The following is a 21,181-nucleotide window of genomic DNA, read 5'->3' as shown; positions in this document are numbered from 1 at the left end:
CCCCGCCGGTTTTCCACCGTCGCCCGCCGGCTTTGGTCAGCGAGGCCGAAAACGATCCCGGCGGTGCCCCTGATTGGCCTTGGCTTTGCGGCGCGAGCCTGCCTAGATGCACGAAACGGGAAAACCGCCAGGGGAGAGAACACCGCGTGATGCTTGAACAGTTGCAGGCCGAGTTCGGCAATTTTCCGGAGATGCTGGCGCAATGGGCCAAGGTGCAGCCCGAGGCCATTGCCCTGCGCGACGAGCAGGGCGAATTGACCTGGCGCGCGCTTGCCGACCGGATCGAACGGGTGGCGGCGCGTTTGCTGGAGAGCGGGCTGGAACGCGGGCAGTCAGTGGCGATCCTCGGCACCAGCACGATCGACTATGCTCTGGTGTTCCTCGGCGCCGTGCGCGCGGGCGGGGTCGCGGCGCCGCTGACCACCAGCGCCAGCCGGGACCAGCTTGAAGGGATGGCGCGCGATTCGGGTGCCCGGCACCTGTTCATCGATGCGGCCAAGCGGGCTGAGCTGGGCCCGGATTTCCTGCCCGAGCTCGAGCATATCGCGCTGGAAGGCCTGGCCGGTTGGATGGCGCCGGAAGGAAGCTTGGCCCCTGCCTTCACGCCCGGCCCGCAAGATCACTTCAACATCATCTATTCGAGCGGCACCACCGGCATTCACAAGGGGATTGTCCACTCCCACCAGATGCGCTGGCGCCAGTTTGCCTCGACCGCGTCGAGCTATTTTGCTGCCGGGCTGCCGGTGCGCTCGCTGGCATCCACCCCGCTCTATTCCAACACCACCATGGTCGCCTTCCTGCCCCCGCTGCTGGCAGGCGGGATGGTGCGGATCATGGGCAAGTTCGGCACTGTGCCATGGCTAGAGCATGCGGCGGCGGACCGCAGCACGATCACCATGCTGGTGCCGGTGCAGTACCAGCGGCTGATGGACGAGCCGCGCTTCGACGAATTCGACCTTTCCGCCATGGCGCTGAAATACTGCACCTCCGCGCCCTTTTCGGCCGAGCTCAAGCGGCAGGTGCTGGCGCGTATGCCGGGCGGGCTGATCGAGATCTATTCGATGACCGAAGGCGGCGTGGTGTGCCTGCTGCCGGCCCATGAATTTCCCGACAAGCTCCACACCGTCGGCCGCCCCGCGCCGGGCAGCGAACTCAAGGTGCTGGATGACAGTGACCAGCCGGTTCCTCCGGGCACGCCGGGCAACCTGATCGGGCGCAGCCAGACCATGATGGCAGGTTACAAGAACCAGCCGGACAAGACCCGCGAAGGCTACTGGACCGATCCGGAAACGGGTGACGTGTGGCAGCGGATGGGCGACATCGGACGGGTCGATGCCGAGGGGTTCGTCGAACTGGTCGGCCGGGCCAAGGACATGATCATCTCCGGCGGCTTCAACATTTTCCCGAGCGATCTCGAGGCGGAACTGGAGAAAGAAGCGGGCGTGGCCGAAGCGGCCGTGGTCGGCGTGCCAAGCCATCGCTGGGGGGAAACCCCGGTCGGGTTCGTCCGTCTGGCCGGCCCGGATGCCTCGACCGGAGCCATCCTGGCGGCGGTCAACGCGCGGCTCGGCAAGACCCAGCGCCTCGCCGCGCTTCACGCCATCGACGAAATGCCGCGCAGCCACATTGGCAAGCTGCTCAAGACCGAACTGCGCGATCAAGCGGTGGCGCTGGGCGGGGTTGAGTAGGTTGCAAGGGAGACGCGGCCACCGCGCTTGGGGGGAGGATGGTGGTGACCGCGTCTCGCTCACTGCCGATTGCAGGTCCGGTGCGGGAGGAGCACCGTTGCAAGGGCCGGGCTCGCGGCGCGCATGGCGCCTGTCCGAAGCCTGAGGGACCGGGGGGCTTGGGGGGAGAGGAGGAGGCCGCCCCGGTACGAGGCTGAAATAATATTTCGCGTCGCTTTTCGCAAATGCGAAAAGACGCAGAGATGTTGCAAAACACGCAACTGTTTTCCGGGACGCCGGTGGGCTGGCAGGAACCCCTTGTGCAAGCGCGCTGGACAGTGCGGCGGGGTGGAGGCAAAGGCGCACGATGGACCCGCAAGACTTCCCCGACTCCGTCCTCATCGTCGATTTCGGCAGCCAGGTGACTCAGCTGATCGCCCGCCGTGTGCGCGAAGCCGGGGTCTATTCCGAGATCGCGCCCTTCACCCTGGCCGAGGCCGCTTTCCACCGGATGAAGCCCAAGGGGATCATCCTGTCCGGTTCGCCCGCCAGCGTGTGCGACGAGGGCAGCCCGCGCGCGCCGCAGGTGCTGTTCGATGCGGGCGTGCCGATCCTCGGCATCTGCTACGGCCAGCAGGTCATGAGCCAGCAGCTGGGGGGCGAGGTTCGTCCGGGCCACGAAACCGGGGATGGCGGCGAATTCGGCCGCGCTTTCCTGACCGTGACCAGGGATTGTGCGCTGTTCGACGGCCTGTGGGCCGAGGGCGAACGCCACCAGGTGTGGATGAGCCACGGCGACAAGGTCACGCAGTTCGCCCCGGGGTTCGAGATCGTCGCCACCAGCGACGGCGCACCGTTTGCGGTAATCGCGGACGAGGCCCGCAAGTTCTATGGCACCCAGTTCCACCCCGAGGTGGTCCACACCCCCGATGGCGGCAAGCTGCTGGCGAACTTCGTCCACAAGGTATGCGGCCTCGCCGGCGACTGGACCATGGCAGCCTACCGCGAAACCAAGATCCGCGAAATCCGCGAACAGGTGGGCACGGGCCGCGTGATCTGCGGCCTGAGCGGCGGGGTCGATTCGTCGGTCGCGGCGATCCTCATCCACGAGGCGATCGGCGACCAGCTGACCTGCGTGTTCGTCGACCACGGCCTGCTGCGGATGAACGAGCGCGAACAGGTCGAGCGGATGTTCCGCGACCATTACAACATCCCGTTGGTGGTGGTCGATGCCGAGGAACGCTTCATGGCCGGCCTTGCGGGCCAGACCGACCCGGAGAAGAAGCGCAAATTCATCGGCGGCGAGTTCATCGCCGTGTTCGAGGAAGAAGCAAACAAGCTGGGCGGGGCGGACTTCCTCGCGCAGGGCACGCTCTATCCCGACGTGATCGAAAGCGTCAGCTTCACCGGCGGGCCATCGGTCACGATCAAGAGCCACCACAATGTCGGTGGCCTGCCCGAGCGGATGAACATGAAGCTGGTCGAGCCCTTGCGCGAGCTGTTCAAGGACGAGGTGCGCGAACTGGGCCGCGAACTGGGCCTGCCCGACATGTTCGTCGGCCGCCACCCCTTTCCCGGCCCCGGCCTCGCCATTCGCATCCCCGGCGAAGTGAGCAAGGAACGGTGCGACATCCTGCGCAAGGCAGACGCGATCTACCTTGAGGAAATCCGCAATGCGGGCCTCTATGACGCAATCTGGCAGGCGTTCGCGGTGCTGTTGCCGGTCAAGACGGTGGGCGTGATGGGTGACGGGCGCACCTACGATTTCGTCTGCGCTCTGCGCGCGGTGACCAGCACCGACGGGATGACTGCCGATATCTACCCGTTCGATCCGCACTTCCTGGCCAGCGTTGCCACCCGGATCGTCAACGAAGTGCAGGGGATCAACCGGGTGGTATACGATTTCACCTCGAAACCGCCGGGCACGATCGAGTGGGAATGATCCTGCCATCTGTTGACTGACAGCTTGCCGCTACGGCATCGCGGGCTCCTCTTCCTCCCCTCAAAACCGCGCTTGCGCGGCGGCGCGTGATACGCAACCGTGCGGTCAAACAGTCACGCCTGAGGGGAGAATCCAGCCATGAAAACCGCCATCACCGAAATGTTCGGCATCCAGCACCCCATCATCCAGGGGGGCATGCACTTCGTCGGGTTTGCGGAGATGGCGGCAGCGGTCAGCAATGCCGGCGGGCTGGGGATCATCACCGGGCTCACGCTGGGCACGCCGGAGAAACTGGCCAACGAGATCGCCCGCTGCAAGGACATGACCGACAAGCCGTTCGGCGTGAACCTCACCTTCCTCCCCAGCCTGACCCCGCCGGACTATCCGGGCCTGGTCAAAGCCATCATCGACGGGGGTGTGAAAGCGGTCGAGACCGCCGGGCGCAACCCGGTGCAGGTCATGCCCGCGCTGAAGGACGCCGGGATCAAGGTGATCCACAAGTGCACCAGTGTGCGCCACAGCCTCAAGGCGCAGGAAATCGGCTGCGATGCCGTGTCTGTCGACGGGTTCGAATGCGGCGGCCATCCGGGCGAGGATGACATTCCCAACTTCATCCTGCTGCCGCGCGCGGCGGACGAACTGGAGATTCCGTTCGTCTCCAGCGGCGGCATGGCCGACGGGCGCAGCCTGGTTGCCAGCCTGGCGATGGGCGCAGCGGGCATGAACATGGGCACCCGCTTCATCGCGACCAAGGAAGCGCCGGTGCACGAGAACGTCAAGAAAGCGATCGTCGCCGCCAGCGAGCTCGACACGCGGCTGGTCATGCGCCCCCTGCGCAACACCGAGCGGGTGATGACCAACGAAGCGGTCGAGCGGCTGCTGGAAAAGGAAAAGCGGCTCGGCGATGCGCTCAAGTTCGAGGACATCATCGAGGAAGTGGCAGGCGTCTACCCGAAGATCATGACTCAGGGCGACATGGATGCGGGCGCCTGGAGCTGCGGCATGGTGGCCGGCCTGATCCACGATATCCCGACCTGCCAGGAACTGATCGACCGGATCATGGCCGAAGCGGAAGACATCATCCGGAGCCGCCTGGCAGGGGTGCTCGCAAACTGACGCGGGGTCGGCAAACCGGCTGAATCGGGACGGACGACGCCAGTCCTGCGGGCTTTGGCAAGGACAATCATTGCGGTGAGGTTGTCGATCGTCTGCCGAACAGTCACCGGCTCGGTGTTGCCGGCGATATCGTTGGTCCCGCCCATGAGATGGACGAGATCAGGCTTCAGCGCGACGACATCAGCCATCATCCGCAGTACCATCTGCGGGGTCGTCTGTCCGCCGATACCCCGGCACAGCCGGCCGGGAGTGAAAGAATTCCGGTCGCTTGTCAGGCCAGCCTTGCGCCGTTCGCGCAGTCGTCGCAATTCCGCCCGGTGCAATGACGAGTTCGCCCCGCCTGGCTCCGGATCGTGATCGTGATGGAAGGATCGTGGCCCGCCGCGTTGGCGGTCTTGCCTTGGACTTTGCCGACTTGGGGAGCCGGGAGCCTGACCACGACATCGCCTCCAAGACTATTCTAATATAAAATGGATCTATAGCAATATATCATAATATTGCATAGCCTGCCCAAGCAAATCAGTTTGCTGCCGACTCGAACACCGGCTGCCTCGCGCGGCTCAGAACAGGGAGGCAGTAAGGGATGAGAAGTGAATTGCTAAGGACCAGCGCAGCTTTGGCGATGTCGGCGGCAGCGCTCGCACAGCCTGCCTGGGCGCAGGAACAGCTTCCGCAGTCAGATATCACAAGCGAAAAGGTGGCTGGCGAAGCGGATGTCATCACCGTCACCGGAAGCCGTATCGGCCGCCGGGACGCCTCGTCCGTGGGGCCGCTCACCACCCTGACAGGTGAAGATATCGCCGCTGCCGCCCCGACATCGGCCGGAGACCTTTTGCAGGCGATGCCGAGCGCCGGAGTCAGCCTTAACTCCAACGGCACGCAAGGAACCTCGTTCGGGGTGAGCTCGATCAATTTGCGTTATCTCGGTTCCGCAGAAGGCAGCGGCAACCGCACTCTGGTGCTGGTCGATGGCAAGCGCTGGGTCAACGCGGTGGGCGGGCGCGGCTTCCGCGACTTTGTCGATCTCAACACCATTCCGCTGGGTATCATCGACAGGATAGAGGTGCTCAAGGATGGCGCCTCGGCCATTTATGGCGCGGATGCGATTGCCGGGGTGGTCAACATCCACACCAAGCGCCGCCTGGACGGATTTGAAGCGACGGCCCGCATTGGCGTGTCCTCGCGCGGCGACAACGAGAACTATTCCGGCTATCTCAATTTCGGACAAGTGTTCGGCCGCGGGTCGTTTCTGCTGTCGGCCAGCTACAACGATACGAAGCCGATCCTGACTTCCGATCGCGCCATTACCGAACGTGCACTGACCCCTCTGACCTCGGCCCCGACGTCGCCGCAAGGCCTTTATGTCCTTCCGGGTTTGGCGAACAACGCCTATTTCGGGACACCCGCCGGTTACGGCAACAGCGCAGCCAATGCCCTGGCCCGCAATTTCGGCGTTACCACGATCGGCAGCGGTGCCCTGGCTGATAACGATTTCCACGTCGCCCGCCTGCCCGGCGATGATTACAACACTCTCGCGCAGGGGATCTATGCCACCGGGCCGAGCAAGCGCTACGGCTTCTTTGGCCGCGCAGAGTACGAGATTTCGGACAATGTGACCTTCAGCATCGAGGGGCTCTACAACTATCGCAAGTCGAGTCAGTTGTTCGCTCCATTCCCGCTGGACGTACGCGGTTCAAGGGGTTTCAGCATTTCTGCAGACCAGGCTTTCAATCCCTTCGGCACCGCAAATGGCGTACCGCTGGCCAATGCCCTGGCCTTCTCGGGCAATACTTTCCGCATCCAGCGTGTGCCCATCGAGGTCGGAAACCGCGACAACGTGCAGACCGTCAAGACCTGGCGTCTGGCCGCAGGTCTGGAAGGCAATTTCGACCTGGGCGGAGAATGGAGGTGGGATGCCTTCTTCTCCTGGTCCAGGAATACCGCCGACTTTGACGCGATCAACCAGATCAACCTGGAAAATGTCTATCGCGGTCTGCACTCACCGGCCCTGTGCGCTGCGACAGCCGGCTGCGTTCCGCTCAACATCTTCGGCACGATCACGCCCCAGATGGCAGACTACATGCGCTACAATGCCCATGATGAGAATGGAGCCAGCCAATACGACTTCACGGTCAATCTCTCGCGCAACCTGTTCGATCTGCCGGCTGGCCCGGTCGGGTTTGCCATGGGGTATGAATACCGCAGGGAATCTGCTTTTGACCGGCCGGATGCCTTTGCGGCCACTCCCTCGCTGATCCTGCCGCTCGTCAGCGGCGCGCGGCAGAATCCGACCACTGCGCAATCACGCGATCCGACGACTGGTTCCTATGATCTTCATGAAGGTTATGCCGAAATCAGCGTTCCGGTCTTGGCCGACAAGCCGGCATTCTACAGCCTCGATATCGATGCGGCCGCCCGCTATTCGCGCTATTCCACCGTCGGCGGCAAGCTGACCACAAAGGTTGGTGTGGCGTGGCGACCCATCGAGGACATTTTGGTGCGCGGCACCTTCTCGGAAGGATTTCGAGCGCCATCGATCCTCGAGCTGTTTCAGGGTGCCCGCCAGACCAACTTCCAGGGGGCAGACCCCTGCAATGGTGGCGGAGCCGGTCTGGTCGGCTGTGCGGGCGTTCCGACAACCTACAACCAGAGCCAGTTCAACTCAGGCCTGATCGCAGGTCTGGTCGCGGGGAACGAGGATCTGCAGCCGGAAACAGCGACCACCTGGTCGGCCGGGCTCGCCGTGACGCCCGGTGACTTCACCTTCACTGTCGACTGGTTCAAGATCAACGTGAAGGATGCCATAGCTGCGCAGACGGCGACCCAGATCCTGACCTCTTGTGCCAATACAGGGACATTCTGCGATCTCGTCACGCGCGCCCCGGCTGGTGAAATCACCGAGCTGCGGCAGGCAGTGGTGAACCTCAGCCGTCTTGAGGTCTCCGGGGTCGACGCGACGGCCCGCTATCGTACCGGGCTTGGGGCAGGCACGGTCGAAGCGTCGATCGATGTCTCCTATCTGGACAGCTTCAAGAGCTTCATCCCCCAGCCCAACGGCACGATCACGGAGGATGAGCGCGCCGGCAAATCGGATCAGCCTCGCTCGACCTTCCCCCGCTGGAAGGGGCAGGCGAGCCTCCGTTATCGCGCGGACAGCTGGAGCCTGGGCTGGAAGGCCCGCTACATCGGGTCGAGCGATGACAGGCCGGGCAATGCTGTAAACGGTGGGCGGATCGGGGACGTGTTCTATCACGATGCCCAGCTGTCGCTGGATGTCGATGATGGAAATTACAGCTTTGCCCTGGGTGTCGACAACATCTTCGATCGCCAGCCACCGGCTTCCGCAGCAAACAACCCCATCAACTTCGATATCTACACTTACGATATTCGAGGCCGGTATTTCTATGTCAAGGTCGGAACCAGGTTCTGATCGATTGGTGAACAGGCTCGATGAACAAGCAGGTTGAAGCATTGCCATCGGGTCGCACGATGGAGGGATCGGGCTGGCTGGACCGGATTGAAAGATTCGGAAACCGGCTGCCCGATCCTGTCGGGATATTCCTGATCCTCATCGTCATTCTGATCCTGCTGTCCGCCTGGGCTTCGGCAGCCGGACTGTCTGCGGTGAACCCTGCCAATGGCGAGACCATTCGCAGCCAGAACCTGCTTTCTGAGGCGAACGTACGACGGCTGCTGGTTGACATGCCGACCACATTCACCGGCTTCAAGCCCCTGGGGCTGGTGCTGGTGGTCATGCTCGGCGCTGCGGTCGCCGAACGTTCCGGGCTGTTTGCAGCCTTGATGGAACGATCGATGCGCAAGGTTCATGGCCGATATCTGACGCCTTGCATCTTCCTGATCGGCCTGCTGTCGCATCATGCATCTGATGCCGCCTACGTGGTGATCATTCCCTTGGCGGCACTCGCCTTTGCCAGCGCAGGGCGCCACCCCCTGGCGGGCGTTGCCATCGCCTATGCTGGCATTTCGGGGGCCTTTGCCGGTAATCTGGTGCCCGGGCAGTTTGATGTGCTGATCCTCGGCATCACGCAGACCGCTGCGCAGATGATCGTACCTGACTATGGACTGAACCCGCTCGGAAACTGGTGGTTCACGGCGACCCTGGGCCTGCTTCTTGTACCCGTGGCCTGGTTCGTGTGTGACCGGATCGTGGAGCCGCGACTGGGCAAGTGGTCAGAGGCGGACCAACCCGATACCCCCCTTGCGCCCAAGGAACAGGACAGCGGCGGTTCCGCCACAGCCTTGCGCCATGCCGGAATTGCGGCGCTGGCGGTTTTGATCCTGTTTGCCGCGCTGACCCTGATCCCCGGTTATCAGCCACTGGTCGATGCAAGCGCGACCGGTCCCGGTCGCATGGAGCCTTTCTACGCGAGCTTCGTCGCCGGATTTGCTTTGCTGTTTTTGTGTTCCGGCTGGGCATACGGCCGGAGCGCGGGATCAATCAGTTCGCACCGCGATGTCGTGCACATGATGGGCAAAGGGCTTGAGGCAACCACGCCCTATCTCGTGATGGCCTTCTTCGCCGCGCATTTCATCGCTCTTTTCAGCTGGTCCAACCTGGGCCCCATCCTCGCGATCAAGGGTGCCGAACTTCTCGGACAGATCAGCCTGCCGATCGCTTTGCTGCTCGTGACCCTGCTTGTCCTCTCATCGGTTTTCGATCTTGCGATCGGCTCTGCGTCAGCAAAGTGGAGCGCCATGGCCCCGATCGTCGTGCCGATGCTGATGCTGCTCGGAGTATCGCCGGAAATGACCACGGTCGCCTATCGCATGGGCGACTCGATCTTCAACATTGTGACGCCTGTTGCGTCCAACTTCGTGCTTGTCCTCGCCCTCGCACAGCGCTGGAAGGCGGACTTTGGTGTCGGATCGCTGATCGCAATGATGTTGCCGTTTACCATCGCCATCGGTCTGGTGGGTTTTACACTGATTGCGGTCTGGTCGGGTTTCGGGCTTCCCACCGGTCCCGGTGCTCCTGCCACCTTTGCCTCAGCGGTCAATTGACCATGACCCGGGCAAAATCAGACTCATCCGCCCCGCTTTCGGAAATGGTGGCCATGCGAGACGGCGTGCATCTGGCAACGGACGTCTATCTGCCGGAAGGCGAAGGGCCATTCCCGGTTCTGCTGGAACGGACGCCGTATGGCAAGACACGGAGCAACCGCGCTGACCGGACTGCCGCGCACCCGGAGGCAAAGTCCAAACCCGAAATTGCCAGACAGTTTGTCGATGCTGGTTACGCCTTTGTCCTGCAGGATTGCCGCGGCCGCTATGGCTCAGAAGGCGAGTTCACCAAGTATCTGTCCGAAGGCGAAGATGGTGAAGACACATTGGCCTGGATTCTTGTCCAGCCCTGGTGCGACGGTAAAGTCGGGACCTTGGGCCTGTCGTACGGGGCTCATGTCCAGGCCGCACTCGCCTGCGGCGACCCGCCCGGGCTTGGAGCGATGTTTCTCGATTCCGGGGGCTTTTCGAGCGCCTATCACGGGGGGATCAGGCAAGGCGGGGCGTACGAACTCAAACAGCTGACCTGGGCGCACAAGCACGCGCTGATCGCATGCGAAGGCAGGAAGGACGAACGCAGCCGGCAGATACTCTCTGCGCAGGACCTGCGCGCATGGATGCCGGTTCGATGGCGCCCCGGGCTCTCCCCGCTGGCTGCAGCCCCGGAATACGAAGACTATATCCTCGAGCAATGGGACAACGATACCTTTCAGGCGTTCTGGAAGCAGCGCGGCATCTATGCTGCAGGCTTTTATGCGGGATTCTCGGACGTTCCGCAGGTCCACATGTCGAGCTGGTATGACCCCTATTCCCAGACTGCGATCGACAATTTCGTCGCCCTGTCCCGGCTGAAATCTTCGCCCGTTCGGCTCGTGCTCGGCCCGTGGACCCATGGACAACGCTCAGTGACCTATGCGGGTGACGTCGACTTTGGCCCGGAAGCGACGCTCGATGGCAACCTTGCGAAGGACTATCCGGACTTGCGCCGCAACTGGTTCGACCGGCATTTGCGCGGTCTGCCCGTTGCCGATCCCTTGCCGGCAAACGTTACCGTGTTCCGCATGGGTGGTGGTTCGGGCCGCCGCAACGAAGACGGTCGTCTCGATCATGGCGGCTCCTGGCTGCGGGGGGACTGCTGGCCCCTGCCCGGGACCCGGGAAACCCGGTATTTCCTCCACGGTGACAGCTCACTGAGCCCAAGGGCGCCGCGATCCGCAGGTGCTGGCACAACACTGCAGTCGGATCCTTCGCAGCCCGTCCCCACCATCGGGGGGGCCATTACCTCCGGCGAGCCGATCATGTTTGCCGGCGCCTTTGACCAGCGCGAGACGGAGCAGACCTATGGCGCCACCCACCCTGGCCGGGCTCTCGCCAATCGCGACGATGTTGCCGTATTCAGAACGGAGCCGCTGAAGCAGGACATGGAGGTGCTTGGCAATGTGCGGCTGCGTCTTTTTGTCGAGTGCAACACACCTGATGCCGACATTGCAGTCAAGCTGATCGACGAGTACCCGCCAAGTGAAGACTATCCCGAAGGTTACGCCATGAATCTTGCGCATGGCATTCTTCGCCTACGCTTTCGCAACTCCTTTGAATCGCCAGAGCCGATGGTATCCGGAGAAGTGTATGACGTCGCAGTCGAAACATTCCCCACCTGCAACCTGTTCAAATCAGGACACCGGCTGCGGATCGATGTGGCGGGCAGCAATTTCCCCCACTTCGATATCAACCAGAACAATGACTGGACGGATCCCGCAGCCCCCCCGCGAACCGCCGCGATCACGATTCACAGCAGCCCGGCGTATCCTTCCTGTGCGTTCATACCAGTGCGTGCCGATGGATAGGCAATGAAGGTTCGCGTTGGCTTCAATGCGCCGGAAGGCGGCCCGGACATCAGCATCCGGGCTTTGCGGGCCTTTGCCGAAGTCATGCACACCGGTTCGGCGACTGCTGCGGCCAAGCAGCTGAAAATGGGACAGCCGGCCATCAGCCGCCTGATTGCACAGGTTGAGACAGCGTTCGGGTTCGAACTTTTTTACCGGGAGAAGGGCCGTCTCGTTGCGACTGATGACGGGAAGCGCTTACTGGCCGAGGTCGAGTTGATGCTGTCGAGTGCCGAACGGCTCAACAACCTCGCCCGCGACATTGCCGGGTTTTCCGCGGGCACAATCAAGATTGTGGCTCCGCCCAGTTTCTCCGAAGCGGTGCTGGCAGACATCGTTGCCCTGTTCCTCGAAAAGCATCCTGGTGTCGAAGTGAGCATCGATTCTCGCAGTGCGGAGACGTCTCGCTCGATGATTGCGATGCGTTATGCGGATTGTGGCTTCGTCAAAATGCCGGTCGATCAGACAGATCTGTCGACCGAAGTGATGATGCGCAACGGATCGGTTTGCATCATGCGGCATGATCATCCGCTTGCAAAACTGCCTCAGATCTCGCCCAAAGACATAGGCCAAATGCCGATGATACTGCTTGGTGCAGGGCGCAGATGGCGCAGCCAGGTGGACGCGGCTTTTGCGAAATCCGGATTGCGGCCCTGTGTGACGATTGAAACGCACACCCACGGCTCGGCCTGTGCCCTTGCTGCCCGCGGGCTGGGCCTGGCGATCCTCAACGAGCAGCTGGCCATCCCTTATCTGCACCCACCACTTGTGGCGCGGCCATTCGCTCCGCAAATAAATCACGAGTACGCTTTTGCTGTGTCAAACCTGTCGCCGCCTTCACGGCTGGTAATCGCCTTTCGTGAAGTGGCTTCGGCTTATTTTTCGCGAACGCGGCCAGACGCAGGGTAGGATGCTGTTTCAGGCGATGCAGCGAACTGCGGCTTCGTAGCAGGTTTGAATGCTTCAAGGCGGCCCGGACCACGTTCTGGGCCTCGCGCGATCACACCCGGGTGTTGCGCACCGGGCATATAATCTGCTGAAAATATGGCGCCAAAGAAGAGCGCAATCGGCGCTTGTCTCCACTGCCTCGCATGACCTGCGAGGCAAGGATAGTTGCTTTTCCGGGAGAAAACTGGAGCGGGCGAAGGGATTCGAACCCTCGACCCCAACCTTGGCAAGAAGACCGACTGGCTTTTCTTAAGTGCGCCCGACTTAGCTGGCCTACTATAAAACAGTGATTTAGCCCAACTTCAAGTTTTCCTCTGTGCGATCAAGATGCCTGAAATGGGCTTGCATCTGCTGACAATTTGGTGAAAAATGATGCGTCAGCGAGTTTTGTCACCAAATGAGGAAGGGCGATGACTCCGGTTAAGCTAAGCAAGCGCAGCGTCGACGGACTGCTTCCGCCTTCCAAGGGCCAAGCGGTTCTCTGGGATACCGAGGTACGCGGCTATGGCGTACGTGTCCTTCCTTCGGGCACGAAGACGTTCATCCTTCAGTATCGCAACCCAGAAGGAATTCAGCGCCGGATCAACATTGGCCGATACGGTATCCTTACCGTGGATCAGGCGCGCGATCAGGCCAGGCTGTTCCTGGCCTCGGTGATCAAAGGCGAAGATCCCGCTGATGAAACGCGTCGTGCACGAAAGGGTATGACGGTCGCAGAGATGTGCGAATGGTACCTGGCCGAAGCACGGGCCGGCAACATCTTGGGACGACTGAACCGACCGATCAAGGCATCTTCCCTCGATATGGACGAGAGCCGTATCAAGACGCACATAATCCCACTCCTCGGAAAGCGCGTGGTGGCGCAGCTGAGCGTCGCCGATGTCGAGCAAATGCAGTCAGATGTGAAGAACGGGAAAACCGCTAAGGCACGCAGCGGCGGCCGAGGCGGAAGGGCTACTGGTGGGGCCGGTGTTGCCTCCAGATGCCTTGGCACGCTTCAGGCGATCATCGGTCACGCCAAGCATAAAGGGTTGCTAGCCACCCACCCCACCCAAGGCGCGAAGAAACTTGCCAGCAAAAAACGGACCCGCCGACTGAGCGTTACTGAGATCGAGACGCTCGGCAAAGCCATCGCCTATGCGGAACAAAATCGCGAAAATCCTGTCGCGCTGGGTGTGTTGAAAACGCTGCTGTTAACGGGCTATCGCCGTGAAGAAGCGCAGGCGATGCAAAGGGCCTGGGTCAACGTTCCGGGTGGTTTCGTCAGCTTCCCGGACACCAAGGGCGGTGCACAAGTGCGTGCCATTGGCCCTGCCGCACTAAAGGTGATCCAAGGTCAGTCGGAAATTTCGGGCAATCCCTATGTTTTCCCATCTGAGACCGGAACCGGACCGTACACCGCCGTAAGCTCCTGCCTAGACCGCGTGTGCAGGCTTGCGGGTATTTCAGGCGTCACGCCGCATACCCTGCGTCATACGTTCGGAAGCATTGCCGGCGAACTGGGTTTTTCGGAACTGACCATCCGCGCCATGCTGGGCCATGCCTCACAGAACGTAACCCAGGACTACATTCATATCGATGAAGCGCTAAAGCTGGCGGTACAGCGGACGTCGGACGAAATTGCCCGATTGCTCGACGTTGGCGCGAAGCGATTGACCCAGATGTCGAGGCTATGATCCCTCAGTCTGGCGTGGTCCTTATCGGCGCAGCTCTCCAATGGCTGCGCCTGTCGTTGCCGACAGTTACTATAAAAATGCCGTTGAGTGTGGCACTTACCGCTCATGATTGATGCACCGGGGGCATTGCGTGGCGGGTACTGACTGGAAAAGTTTCGCTGATCAGCTGCAGATTCTAAAGGATCGCGGCCTGACGGTCGGCGATGACACCCGCGCGATCGGTTACCTTGAGAAAATCGGGTACTACTGCCTCAGCGGCTATTGGTATCCGTTCCGCGCACCGAAGGCACAGCCCGTTGGACTGGTTTTCCGAGAAGACCATTTTTTGCCCGGCTCGACTTTTGAGGACGCTGTGGCGCTCTACGCATTCGATCGCAAGCTGCGCCTCCTTGCCCTTGATGCACTCGAGCGGATCGAGCGAGCTATCCGCGTCGACGTGGCTCTGGGTGGCGATCGAGATCTGGGATTTTGGTGCCCTTTCGCGGCTCTTTGCCGGTATGAACATAAAGGATCAGGATGCCATTGCGGCCAGCTACGGTCTGGGAACGGGGCGCGAACTGGAGCAGTGGCTGCGAAGTCTGAGCTATCTTCGCAACGTCGCAGCGCACCATAGCCGCATGTGGAATGTGAATGTCTTGGAGCTGTCGCCGGCGCCACAGTTCGATCAGAACTGGCAGTCGCTCGCTAACGCGCGTCCTTTCATGTACTTCTGCATCATGCGCTTTCTGCTGGCGCGGATCAGTCCGAACTCCAGCTGGGGTGAGCGGTTTAAGGCTTTGATGGCGGAGTTTCCCGTACCTGCCAACAAGGCCGTTACGGCCACCGATTTCGGGTTGGTTCAAGGTTGGGAAGGATGGCCGCTTTGGACGTAGTCGGCTCGGACAAAAGAAAACCGGCACGTACACATTTCTGTGCAGGGGTGCCGGTCATATTGCGTCTAGATATACCTATGCGGGCCGATTTGTCAATGAGAGACATCCGCGGCGATCAATTCAGGCGACCCGTGCGTGAGGAAACCTCGCGCCGATATGGCGGGAATAAAGTCCCGGATGCCTCGTAATCTCGGCTGCATGCTCCCGGAAAATGGGTCGCTGCCCGCAAAGGCGCAAGAGCCGTCACCGAAAGATGCTCCGGCCTCCCAGCACTCAATTGATGAAGCGATAGCGTCCATTGCGACGCGCTCCGGTGTACATCACGAGCCCGGCAGAACGAAGCGCAGCGATGTCGCGCCGGGCAGTCTTGGGGCTCACCTTCCAATAGGCGCAAATGTCTTCCGCACGGCAACGTTCGCCAGCACCGACTCGGGCGAGGAACCAGTGCTGCCTTTCGTTCAGCTCCTCGGTTAGAGGCGATTGAAGTCCTGTATCAGTCAATGTCTGCACAGGATCCAGAGTGGCGTTGGATATCCTGGCCAAGGCGTTGTCGTGCTGCGCGGCGGCGACCATGGCGCCAAGACCGCGGCTGAGCGCCGCTTCCGGATGAAAGATGGCCCCCGTGTTCTGGTCTGCACCGCAGCCGGGCGTGAAGGGATCAATCTTCAGTTTGCCCGTATCCTGTTTAATTTCGATCTACCCTGGAATCCGATGGATATGGAGCAGCGGATCGGGCGCATCCATCGCTACGGCCAGACACATACTGCGCAGGTCTATAATCTCGTTCTTTCCGACACGATTGAGGGGCGGATATTCCTTCTCTTGGATGACAAGCTCACCGAGATCGCCCGGACGTTGGGCAAGGTTGACGATCAGGGCAATGTCGCTGAGGATCTCCGGGCCCAGATTTTGGGCCAGCTATCCGAACGCTTGAACTACGACCGCGTCTATCAGGAGGCGCTGTCTGACCCCACCCTGCAACGAACCACCGTAGAACTCGAGGCTGCGCTATCTAATGCCAGAGAGGCACGGGAGGTCGTGTTTGATCTGTTCCAAGACCTCGATGGATTCAGCCTCGACGAGTATCAGCCATTTTCAGACGTCTCGACGGGGATGGGGCGGGTCGTCCAGTTCATGTCATCCTCTCTTCCCGACCGACACCAACGGCTCGCAAAGGTGGATGATCAAACCTACGATCTGATTGCCGCTGATGGGTCACGCAAGGCGCGTTTCACGCTCGATCGCGATGTCGCCACCAGCCAGGAAGGCATCGAATTGCTCGGCTTGGACCACCCGTTGGTTCAGGAAGAGCTGGGCCGCTGGAGGGGGCTGGAGCCAGAACATCTGGGCCTGTCCGTATCCAGCGATGACATCAGCCAGACCCTTCTGTCGTTCTGGATTGTTGAGTCCGCTGTCGCGAATGGTGAGCGGCGGACCACGATCCAGACAATTGCAGTTCAGCCGGACGGCACACGGATGCCTGCTGTCGAAAGGCAGTCGGCCCTGTATCTGAACGCACCGGTCGCTAGATCCTTCTTGACTGCTGAAGAAAGGCTCGGGCTCTTCACGAATGTGGTCGAGCCGACCCTGCAACGTGAACTCAAACACAAGGGCTTAGCCACTGGCGATGGCAGCTATTCTGCCGAGCTAATTGGGTACGTGGAAATTTCGGACAGATAAAATGCGAGGGTTTCTCGCCTGTAGAGTTGGCAGCCCCGATAGATGTCCCAAACCACGCAATTGAAATGGGAGACGGTATTTCGCCGTGGTATCTATTTTTTGCCCTTGGCGTTGACGATTTTAACCCGGATTTGGACATGACCTGACTCCGTTCTCCGGACCTCGAAAGCGCCCGCCTTGTCGACGAGATCGCTGAGCTTGGCTTGACCATAGGTGCGCGGATCGAAATCCGAGGCAAGCTCAGCGAGACGCTGACCCACTCGGCCCAAGGGAACCCAGCCACCGTCATCGTCCAGCTGCGCGATGGCCTTGCGAATAAGCGGGGCGGCCGTGCTTGGGGCTTGTTTGGCTGCCGCGGGACGCAGGTCGGCGCGTTCGGGCTCTTCCGAGGTCGGCGCCTCAGGCAGAAGATTTTCCGTGTAGATGAAACGTCGGCAGGCCTGGCGGAAGCTCTCGGGGGTTTTCTGCTCGCCAAAGCCATAGACGTCGAGTAAGCGTGGTCCGTAGGCCGCCTTGCCGATGACGGCATTGCTGCGATGCTTGTCGCTTTCGGGTGGAGCGGCGCGGTGGATGAGGTCGTTGAGCATGTGAGTAGTCATACGAGCAGTCGTATGACTGGTCGTATCGAGGTGATCGCCCGTGTGTCGGGGCGGCGGTTCTGGACCGTCGAGCAGAAGCTGACGATGCTGCGCGATGCCTTCGGTCCGGGTGGATCGGTGCGCTCGGCGATGGAGCGCCACGAGGTGACGAGCGGGCTCCTCTACACTTGGCGCCGCAAGGCGATGTCTGGCCTGCTGCTCGATCCGCCACTGAAGACGTTGCCACATCCTGCAGCAGAGCCCGGCCCTTCCTTCGCCGAGGTGCGCATCGCGGATGCGGTCGCGATCCCGCCGCCAGCGCAGACGCCCTCCCTGTTACCGTCGGTCCTGGAGGTTCCCGGTCGGATCGGGATCGAGCTACCGGGCGGTGTCAGGTTGAGTGTCGATGCGTCGGTCGATGCCGAGGCGCTCAGTCGCGTGCTCGCGGTGCTTGGGCGGTGATCGCGCTGCCACCCACGACGAGAGTGTGGCTCGCCTGCGGCGCGACCGATATGAGGAAGGGGATGTGCGGGCTCGCGGTGATGGCGCAGGAGGTGCTGAAGCAGAGTCCGCACTCTGGCGCCGTCTTCGCCTTTCGGGGCAAGCGCGGCGATCTCGTCAAGCTGCTCTGGTATGACGGCCAGGGCCTGTGTCTGTTTTCGAAGCGGATCGACCGCGGCAAGTTCGTGTGGCCGATGACCCAGACGGGCGTCGCACACCTCAGCGCCGCCCAGCTTTCGATGCTCCTGGAAGGCGTCGACTGGCGTCGCCCCGAGCGGACCTGGCGGCCGGCGTTGGCGGGCTGATAATCGGCAGGATTCAGGGGTTTTTGCTGGCATTTTCGTTGCCGGTCCGGTACAAGTTTTGCGTGTCGGATGAGGCCGCTTCCACCCCCGATCGGGACGCGCTGATCGCCAGCCTTGAAGCGCAGATCGACGCTCGCGATCACGTGATCGCGATGCTCCGCGCCCAGCTCGACCGCTTGCGCCGGATGGCCTTCGGAACGTCGTCCGAGAAGCTCGCGCGCGAGATCGCCCAGATGGAGCTGGCGCTCGAAGAGCATGAGGCCGAAGCGGCCGTCGCGGACGCGCGCGCACCCGATATCGTCATCAAGCCCGAACGGCCAACGCCGGTCCGTTCGCTGCCGCCGCACCTGCCGCGCGACGAGGTCGTCCACGAGCCCGCCACCGGTGCCTGCGCTTGTCCCTCGTGCGGCGGCGAGCTGCGCCGCCTCGGCGCCGACGCCGACGAACAGCTCGACGTCGTGCCGGTCAGCTGGCGTGTCGTGCGCCATGTCCGGCCCAAGTATAGCTGCCGCGCCTGTGAGAAGATCGTCCAGGCGCCGACGCCGCCCAAGCCGATCGCGCGCGGCAAGGCGACGTTTGGCACGCTCGCCCATATCGTCGTCTCCAAGTTCGATCACCACCTGCCGCTTTACCGCCAGGCGGAGATGATGGCCGCGCAGGGCGTCGATATCGATCGATCGACGCTCGCCGGATGGACCGGCCAGGCTGCGCATCTGCTCGACCCGATCGTCAAGCGCATCCGCGAGGAAGGCCTCAAGGCGACCAAGATCCACGCCGACGACACGCCGGTGAAGGTGCTCGAGCCCGGGAAGGGCAAGACGGCGACCGGAAGACTCTGGGCCTATGTCGTCGACGATCGCGCAAGCGGCGCCACCGCGCCGCCGCTCGTCTGGTATCGGTTCACCGCCAACCGCGCCGGCGTCCATCCCAAGCGCGAACTCGCCGGGTTCGCCGGCTTCCTCCAGGCCGACGCCTATTCCGGATTCAGCGGCATCTACGCCGGTAATCGCGTGTCGGAGGTCGCCTGCTGGGCGCACTTCCGACGCGAGCTGTTCGAGCGCCACAAGCAACAGCCCACCGCGCTTACCACCGATCTGCTCGACCGGGTCGGACAGCTCTACGCGATCGAGGCCGAGATACGCGGCCAGCCGCCCGATATCCGACGAAGCATCCGCCAGGAGCGGTCGCGACCGCTGGTGACGGCGCTTCGCGCCGCGCTCGACGACGCGCTCAGGAAGCTCGCGCCCAAGTCGCCAACGACCAAGGCCATCCGCTATGGCACCAAGCGATGGAACGCGTTCACTCGCTTCCTCGATGACGGTCGCCTCGAGATCGACAACAACATCGCCGAACGCGCGATCCGCCCCATCGCGATCGGCAGGAAGAACTGGCTGTTCGCCGGCTCGGAGGCGGGGGGCGCCCGCGCCGCCGCGATCTACTCCGTCATCGAGACGGCAAAGATGAACGGCCTCGAACCGCAGGCCTACATTGCCGACATCATCGGCAAGATCGCCGCCGATTGGCCCGCCGCGCGCTGGGACGAACTGATGCCGTGGAATTGGCAACGACCGATCGATGAACCCATCGCTCAGGCAGCCTGAGCTGCGGTCTTCAGACCACGCTTACGACGTCGATGCCTTGCTCGCGGATGAGGATTGCTGCTCATCGACCGGTCGTCTGCTGAGTTTGCGCTTTTATGATCGCTGCCACCCATCACACTTCGCCAGGCTGAAGCGGATGTGGCGAACGCTGCAATCGAACCGAGAATTGCCAACACAGAGCTGCTGTTTGTTGCCAACGAACCAAGGCTGTGCGCGGCCTGATATCCGGCGAAAGCAGCAGGCACAGCAAAAAGCAGCGCGATCACCAGCTTGAGCAACGGAGATCGGGTAAAAGCGACCAGAAGTTGGCCGATGAGCAGCGTGGCGATGCCAGCGCCAAAGGCAGCGAGGATTGCTGCCGGATAGCCGAATTCGTGGCGGAGTATGGCAAAGCCAGTGCCGATCGCGACGCATACTGGCAGGGCGAGGCTGGCGAGCCGGAAAAGCAGCCATAGCATGTAAAAGCCTGCAGCGGCCCCAAGGATGAGGAAAATGGTCATATGCGTCCCTTGTCTGGACGCGCTCGCCACCACCACCTCAGCGCAATCTGCACTGCGAGTTTAGCACGACGGAAGTTGGTTCGAAAAGTCCGATTCTGCCTAAGGTCAACGGGCGAAAGGGTCATATTCACGAACGACCTGTTCGGGGTCGCCATCGAATTCATCGGCGGGGATTACGAAATATCCTTGGCCGGTCTTGATGAGGACGATCACCGTCATCAGCGTCCGGGAGAGGTTCCAGCCAAGCGATTGTGCAGTTGCAAGTGGCATGATGCGGCTCCTGTCGAGGAGCGGGACCAACCCGCTCGACAGTCGCCCCACAGGCCGGAGACTGGACGCAATCACCGCGGCGAAGCTGCGGCCGCACGCGCATGCGTAGCGGACCCTTCACGGGTTGATTGAAGGAGGACAGGCTTCGAGCCCAGGGATCAGCGGCTAAACGAGTGGTTGGTTCTGCGCAGGAGCGGGCAAATCACTGCACTGGCACTCCAGCATGCATGGCCTAATCCAACTGCCGGACGTGCAATTGTACATCTGGATAAGAAGTGAGCACGCCTGAGTTGTCCCCAGCTGGATTTGGCCCGATGACAATGTGGTGACAATCGTTGGAAACTCGCCCGTTGTCACCAGCGCCTCGCGAGCTTCGCGAGGTTCAAACAATTGGTTTTCCGTGGGAAAACTGGAGCGGGCGAAGGGATTCGAACCCTCGACCCCAACCTTGGCAAAATCAAAATGCCCCTACGCCACGCTTGGAGATAGAACTATAATCATATAATAATCAATATCTTGAATAGATTATCACTACGCTAGCGGGGCCTTCGGTAGCCGTCAAAACGCCTTTTTTCTGCTTACGTATTGCTTACTTTTGGAGTATGCTCAATCCGCGTAAG

Annotated in this window: 19 protein-coding genes and 1 pseudogene; 15 read left to right on the top strand and 5 right to left on the bottom strand. The window is 61.7% G+C overall.

The window, feature by feature from the left end:
* The first annotated feature begins 149 nt into the window (after positions 1–149).
* The 3 genes from U4960_RS00440 (at position 150) to U4960_RS00430 (ending at position 4,725) form a co-directional block, all read left to right on the top strand.
* On the top strand, positions 150–1,688 hold the full coding sequence (locus U4960_RS00440; RefSeq protein ID WP_324261652.1) for a class I adenylate-forming enzyme family protein: 1,539 nt from the start codon (positions 150–152) through the stop codon (positions 1,686–1,688).
* Positions 1,689–2,034: 346 nt separating this feature from the next.
* Positions 2,035–3,609 carry a glutamine-hydrolyzing GMP synthase gene (gene guaA / locus U4960_RS00435; RefSeq protein WP_324261651.1) on the top strand — a complete coding sequence of 525 codons (1,575 nt, stop codon included), beginning with the start codon at positions 2,035–2,037 and terminating at the stop codon, positions 3,607–3,609.
* A 138-nt stretch (positions 3,610–3,747) separates the two neighbouring features.
* Positions 3,748–4,725: an NAD(P)H-dependent flavin oxidoreductase gene (locus tag U4960_RS00430; RefSeq protein WP_324261650.1), complete on the top strand. Its 978-nt coding sequence runs from the start codon at positions 3,748–3,750 to the stop codon at positions 4,723–4,725.
* Positions 4,726–4,748: 23 nt separating this feature from the next.
* Here U4960_RS00430 and U4960_RS00425 read toward each other — a convergent pair.
* Positions 4,749–4,928: pseudogene (locus U4960_RS00425) on the bottom strand (GDSL family lipase); the annotation flags it as partial.
* On the opposite strand from U4960_RS00425, the gene U4960_RS00420 reads away from it, so the two are divergent.
* The 8 genes from U4960_RS00420 (at position 4,875) to U4960_RS00390 (ending at position 15,126) form a co-directional block, all read left to right on the top strand.
* A complete protein-coding gene (locus U4960_RS00420; RefSeq protein ID WP_324263176.1) occupies positions 4,875–5,051 on the top strand; it encodes a hypothetical protein in 177 nt (58 codons plus the stop codon). The pseudogene U4960_RS00425 and the gene U4960_RS00420 overlap by 54 nt on opposite strands.
* 296 nt (positions 5,052–5,347) lie before the next feature.
* Positions 5,348–8,155, top strand: a complete 2,808-nt coding sequence (locus U4960_RS00415; protein ID WP_324261649.1) for a TonB-dependent receptor — start codon at positions 5,348–5,350, stop codon at positions 8,153–8,155.
* 20 nt (positions 8,156–8,175) lie between these two features.
* Positions 8,176–9,747, top strand: a complete 1,572-nt coding sequence (locus tag U4960_RS00410) for an AbgT family transporter (protein WP_324261648.1) — start codon at positions 8,176–8,178, stop codon at positions 9,745–9,747.
* Positions 9,748–9,749: 2 nt separating this feature from the next.
* Complete coding sequence (locus tag U4960_RS00405) at positions 9,750–11,591, top strand: CocE/NonD family hydrolase (protein ID WP_324263139.1); 1,842 nt, start codon at positions 9,750–9,752, stop codon at positions 11,589–11,591.
* A 3-nt stretch (positions 11,592–11,594) separates the two neighbouring features.
* Entirely contained in the window at positions 11,595–12,539 is a 945-nt protein-coding gene (locus U4960_RS00400; RefSeq protein WP_324261647.1) for a LysR family transcriptional regulator, read from the top strand.
* Between the two features lie 449 nt (positions 12,540–12,988).
* Positions 12,989–14,254: a tyrosine-type recombinase/integrase gene (locus U4960_RS00395; RefSeq protein ID WP_324261646.1), complete on the top strand. Its 1,266-nt coding sequence runs from the start codon at positions 12,989–12,991 to the stop codon at positions 14,252–14,254.
* 112 nt (positions 14,255–14,366) lie between these two features.
* Positions 14,367–14,867, top strand: coding sequence for an Abi family protein (locus U4960_RS16030; protein ID WP_416379083.1), 501 nt, complete (start codon positions 14,367–14,369; stop codon positions 14,865–14,867).
* Positions 14,752–15,126 (top strand): Abi family protein, encoded by a 375-nt coding sequence (locus tag U4960_RS00390; protein WP_416379082.1) that lies wholly within the window; start codon positions 14,752–14,754, stop codon positions 15,124–15,126. Before U4960_RS16030 ends, U4960_RS00390 begins: the two co-directional genes overlap by 116 nt.
* A gap of 273 nt (positions 15,127–15,399) precedes the next feature.
* Here the strand turns inward: U4960_RS00390 and U4960_RS00385 are convergent, their stop codons facing one another.
* Positions 15,400–15,699 (bottom strand): DeoR family transcriptional regulator, encoded by a 300-nt coding sequence (locus U4960_RS00385; RefSeq protein WP_324261644.1) that lies wholly within the window; start codon positions 15,697–15,699, stop codon positions 15,400–15,402.
* Here U4960_RS00385 and U4960_RS00380 point away from each other — a divergent pair.
* Positions 15,679–16,806, top strand: coding sequence for a helicase-related protein (locus tag U4960_RS00380; RefSeq protein ID WP_324261643.1), 1,128 nt, complete (start codon positions 15,679–15,681; stop codon positions 16,804–16,806). The genes U4960_RS00385 and U4960_RS00380 overlap by 21 nt on opposite strands.
* A 92-nt stretch (positions 16,807–16,898) precedes the next feature.
* Here the strand turns inward: U4960_RS00380 and U4960_RS00375 are convergent, their stop codons facing one another.
* Complete coding sequence (locus U4960_RS00375; protein WP_416379081.1) at positions 16,899–17,393, bottom strand: OST-HTH/LOTUS domain-containing protein; 495 nt, start codon at positions 17,391–17,393, stop codon at positions 16,899–16,901.
* Positions 17,394–17,417: 24 nt separating this feature from the next.
* Here U4960_RS00375 and tnpA point away from each other — a divergent pair, with 24 nt between their 5' ends.
* From tnpA to tnpC, 3 genes are all read left to right on the top strand, one after another.
* Positions 17,418–17,846 carry an IS66-like element accessory protein TnpA gene (tnpA, locus tag U4960_RS00370; protein ID WP_324260344.1) on the top strand — a complete coding sequence of 143 codons (429 nt, stop codon included), beginning with the start codon at positions 17,418–17,420 and terminating at the stop codon, positions 17,844–17,846.
* Positions 17,843–18,190, top strand: coding sequence for an IS66 family insertion sequence element accessory protein TnpB (gene tnpB, locus U4960_RS00365; RefSeq protein WP_324260343.1), 348 nt, complete (start codon positions 17,843–17,845; stop codon positions 18,188–18,190). Before tnpA ends, tnpB begins: the two co-directional genes overlap by 4 nt.
* Positions 18,191–18,252: 62 nt before the next feature.
* Complete coding sequence (tnpC, locus tag U4960_RS00360; protein WP_431193972.1) at positions 18,253–19,791, top strand: IS66 family transposase; 1,539 nt, start codon at positions 18,253–18,255, stop codon at positions 19,789–19,791.
* Here tnpC and U4960_RS00355 read toward each other — a convergent pair.
* Complete coding sequence (locus U4960_RS00355) at positions 19,779–20,291, bottom strand: hypothetical protein (protein WP_324261642.1); 513 nt, start codon at positions 20,289–20,291, stop codon at positions 19,779–19,781. The genes tnpC and U4960_RS00355 overlap by 13 nt on opposite strands.
* Before the next feature lie 105 nt (positions 20,292–20,396).
* Positions 20,397–20,561: a hypothetical protein gene (locus U4960_RS00350; RefSeq protein WP_167398546.1), complete on the bottom strand. Its 165-nt coding sequence runs from the start codon at positions 20,559–20,561 to the stop codon at positions 20,397–20,399.
* Between the last annotated feature and the right edge of the window lie 620 nt (positions 20,562–21,181).

Source organism: Altererythrobacter sp. H2, assembly GCF_035319885.1.
In the GTDB taxonomy this organism is placed as follows: domain Bacteria; phylum Pseudomonadota; class Alphaproteobacteria; order Sphingomonadales; family Sphingomonadaceae; genus 34-65-8.
Note: the sequence above shows the minus strand (reverse complement) of the source record. Positions and strands in the feature narration are given on the sequence as shown.

Excerpts from the sequence above, each read along its gene's own strand:
- U4960_RS00440 (WP_324261652.1), top strand. The coding sequence starts at position 150 with ATGCTTGAACAGTTGCAGGCCGAGTTCGGCAATTTTCCGGAGATGCTG.
- guaA (WP_324261651.1), top strand. The coding sequence starts at position 2,035 with ATGGACCCGCAAGACTTCCCCGACTCCGTCCTCATCGTCGATTTCGGC.
- U4960_RS00430 (WP_324261650.1), top strand. The coding sequence starts at position 3,748 with ATGAAAACCGCCATCACCGAAATGTTCGGCATCCAGCACCCCATCATC.
- U4960_RS00420 (WP_324263176.1), top strand. The coding sequence starts at position 4,875 with ATGGACGAGATCAGGCTTCAGCGCGACGACATCAGCCATCATCCGCAG.
- U4960_RS00415 (WP_324261649.1), top strand. The coding sequence starts at position 5,348 with ATGTCGGCGGCAGCGCTCGCACAGCCTGCCTGGGCGCAGGAACAGCTT.
- U4960_RS00410 (WP_324261648.1), top strand. The coding sequence starts at position 8,176 with ATGAACAAGCAGGTTGAAGCATTGCCATCGGGTCGCACGATGGAGGGA.
- U4960_RS00405 (WP_324263139.1), top strand. The coding sequence starts at position 9,750 with ATGACCCGGGCAAAATCAGACTCATCCGCCCCGCTTTCGGAAATGGTG.
- U4960_RS00400 (WP_324261647.1), top strand. The coding sequence starts at position 11,595 with ATGAAGGTTCGCGTTGGCTTCAATGCGCCGGAAGGCGGCCCGGACATC.
- U4960_RS00395 (WP_324261646.1), top strand. The coding sequence starts at position 12,989 with ATGACTCCGGTTAAGCTAAGCAAGCGCAGCGTCGACGGACTGCTTCCG.
- U4960_RS16030 (WP_416379083.1), top strand. The coding sequence starts at position 14,367 with ATGCACCGGGGGCATTGCGTGGCGGGTACTGACTGGAAAAGTTTCGCT.
- U4960_RS00390 (WP_416379082.1), top strand. The coding sequence starts at position 14,752 with ATGAACATAAAGGATCAGGATGCCATTGCGGCCAGCTACGGTCTGGGA.
- U4960_RS00385 (WP_324261644.1), bottom strand. The coding sequence starts at position 15,699 with ATGGTCGCCGCCGCGCAGCACGACAACGCCTTGGCCAGGATATCCAAC.
- U4960_RS00375 (WP_416379081.1), bottom strand. The coding sequence starts at position 17,393 with ATGCTCAACGACCTCATCCACCGCGCCGCTCCACCCGAAAGCGACAAG.
- tnpA (WP_324260344.1), top strand. The coding sequence starts at position 17,418 with ATGACTGGTCGTATCGAGGTGATCGCCCGTGTGTCGGGGCGGCGGTTC.
- U4960_RS00355 (WP_324261642.1), bottom strand. The coding sequence starts at position 20,291 with ATGACCATTTTCCTCATCCTTGGGGCCGCTGCAGGCTTTTACATGCTA.
- U4960_RS00350 (WP_167398546.1), bottom strand. The coding sequence starts at position 20,561 with ATGCCACTTGCAACTGCACAATCGCTTGGCTGGAACCTCTCCCGGACG.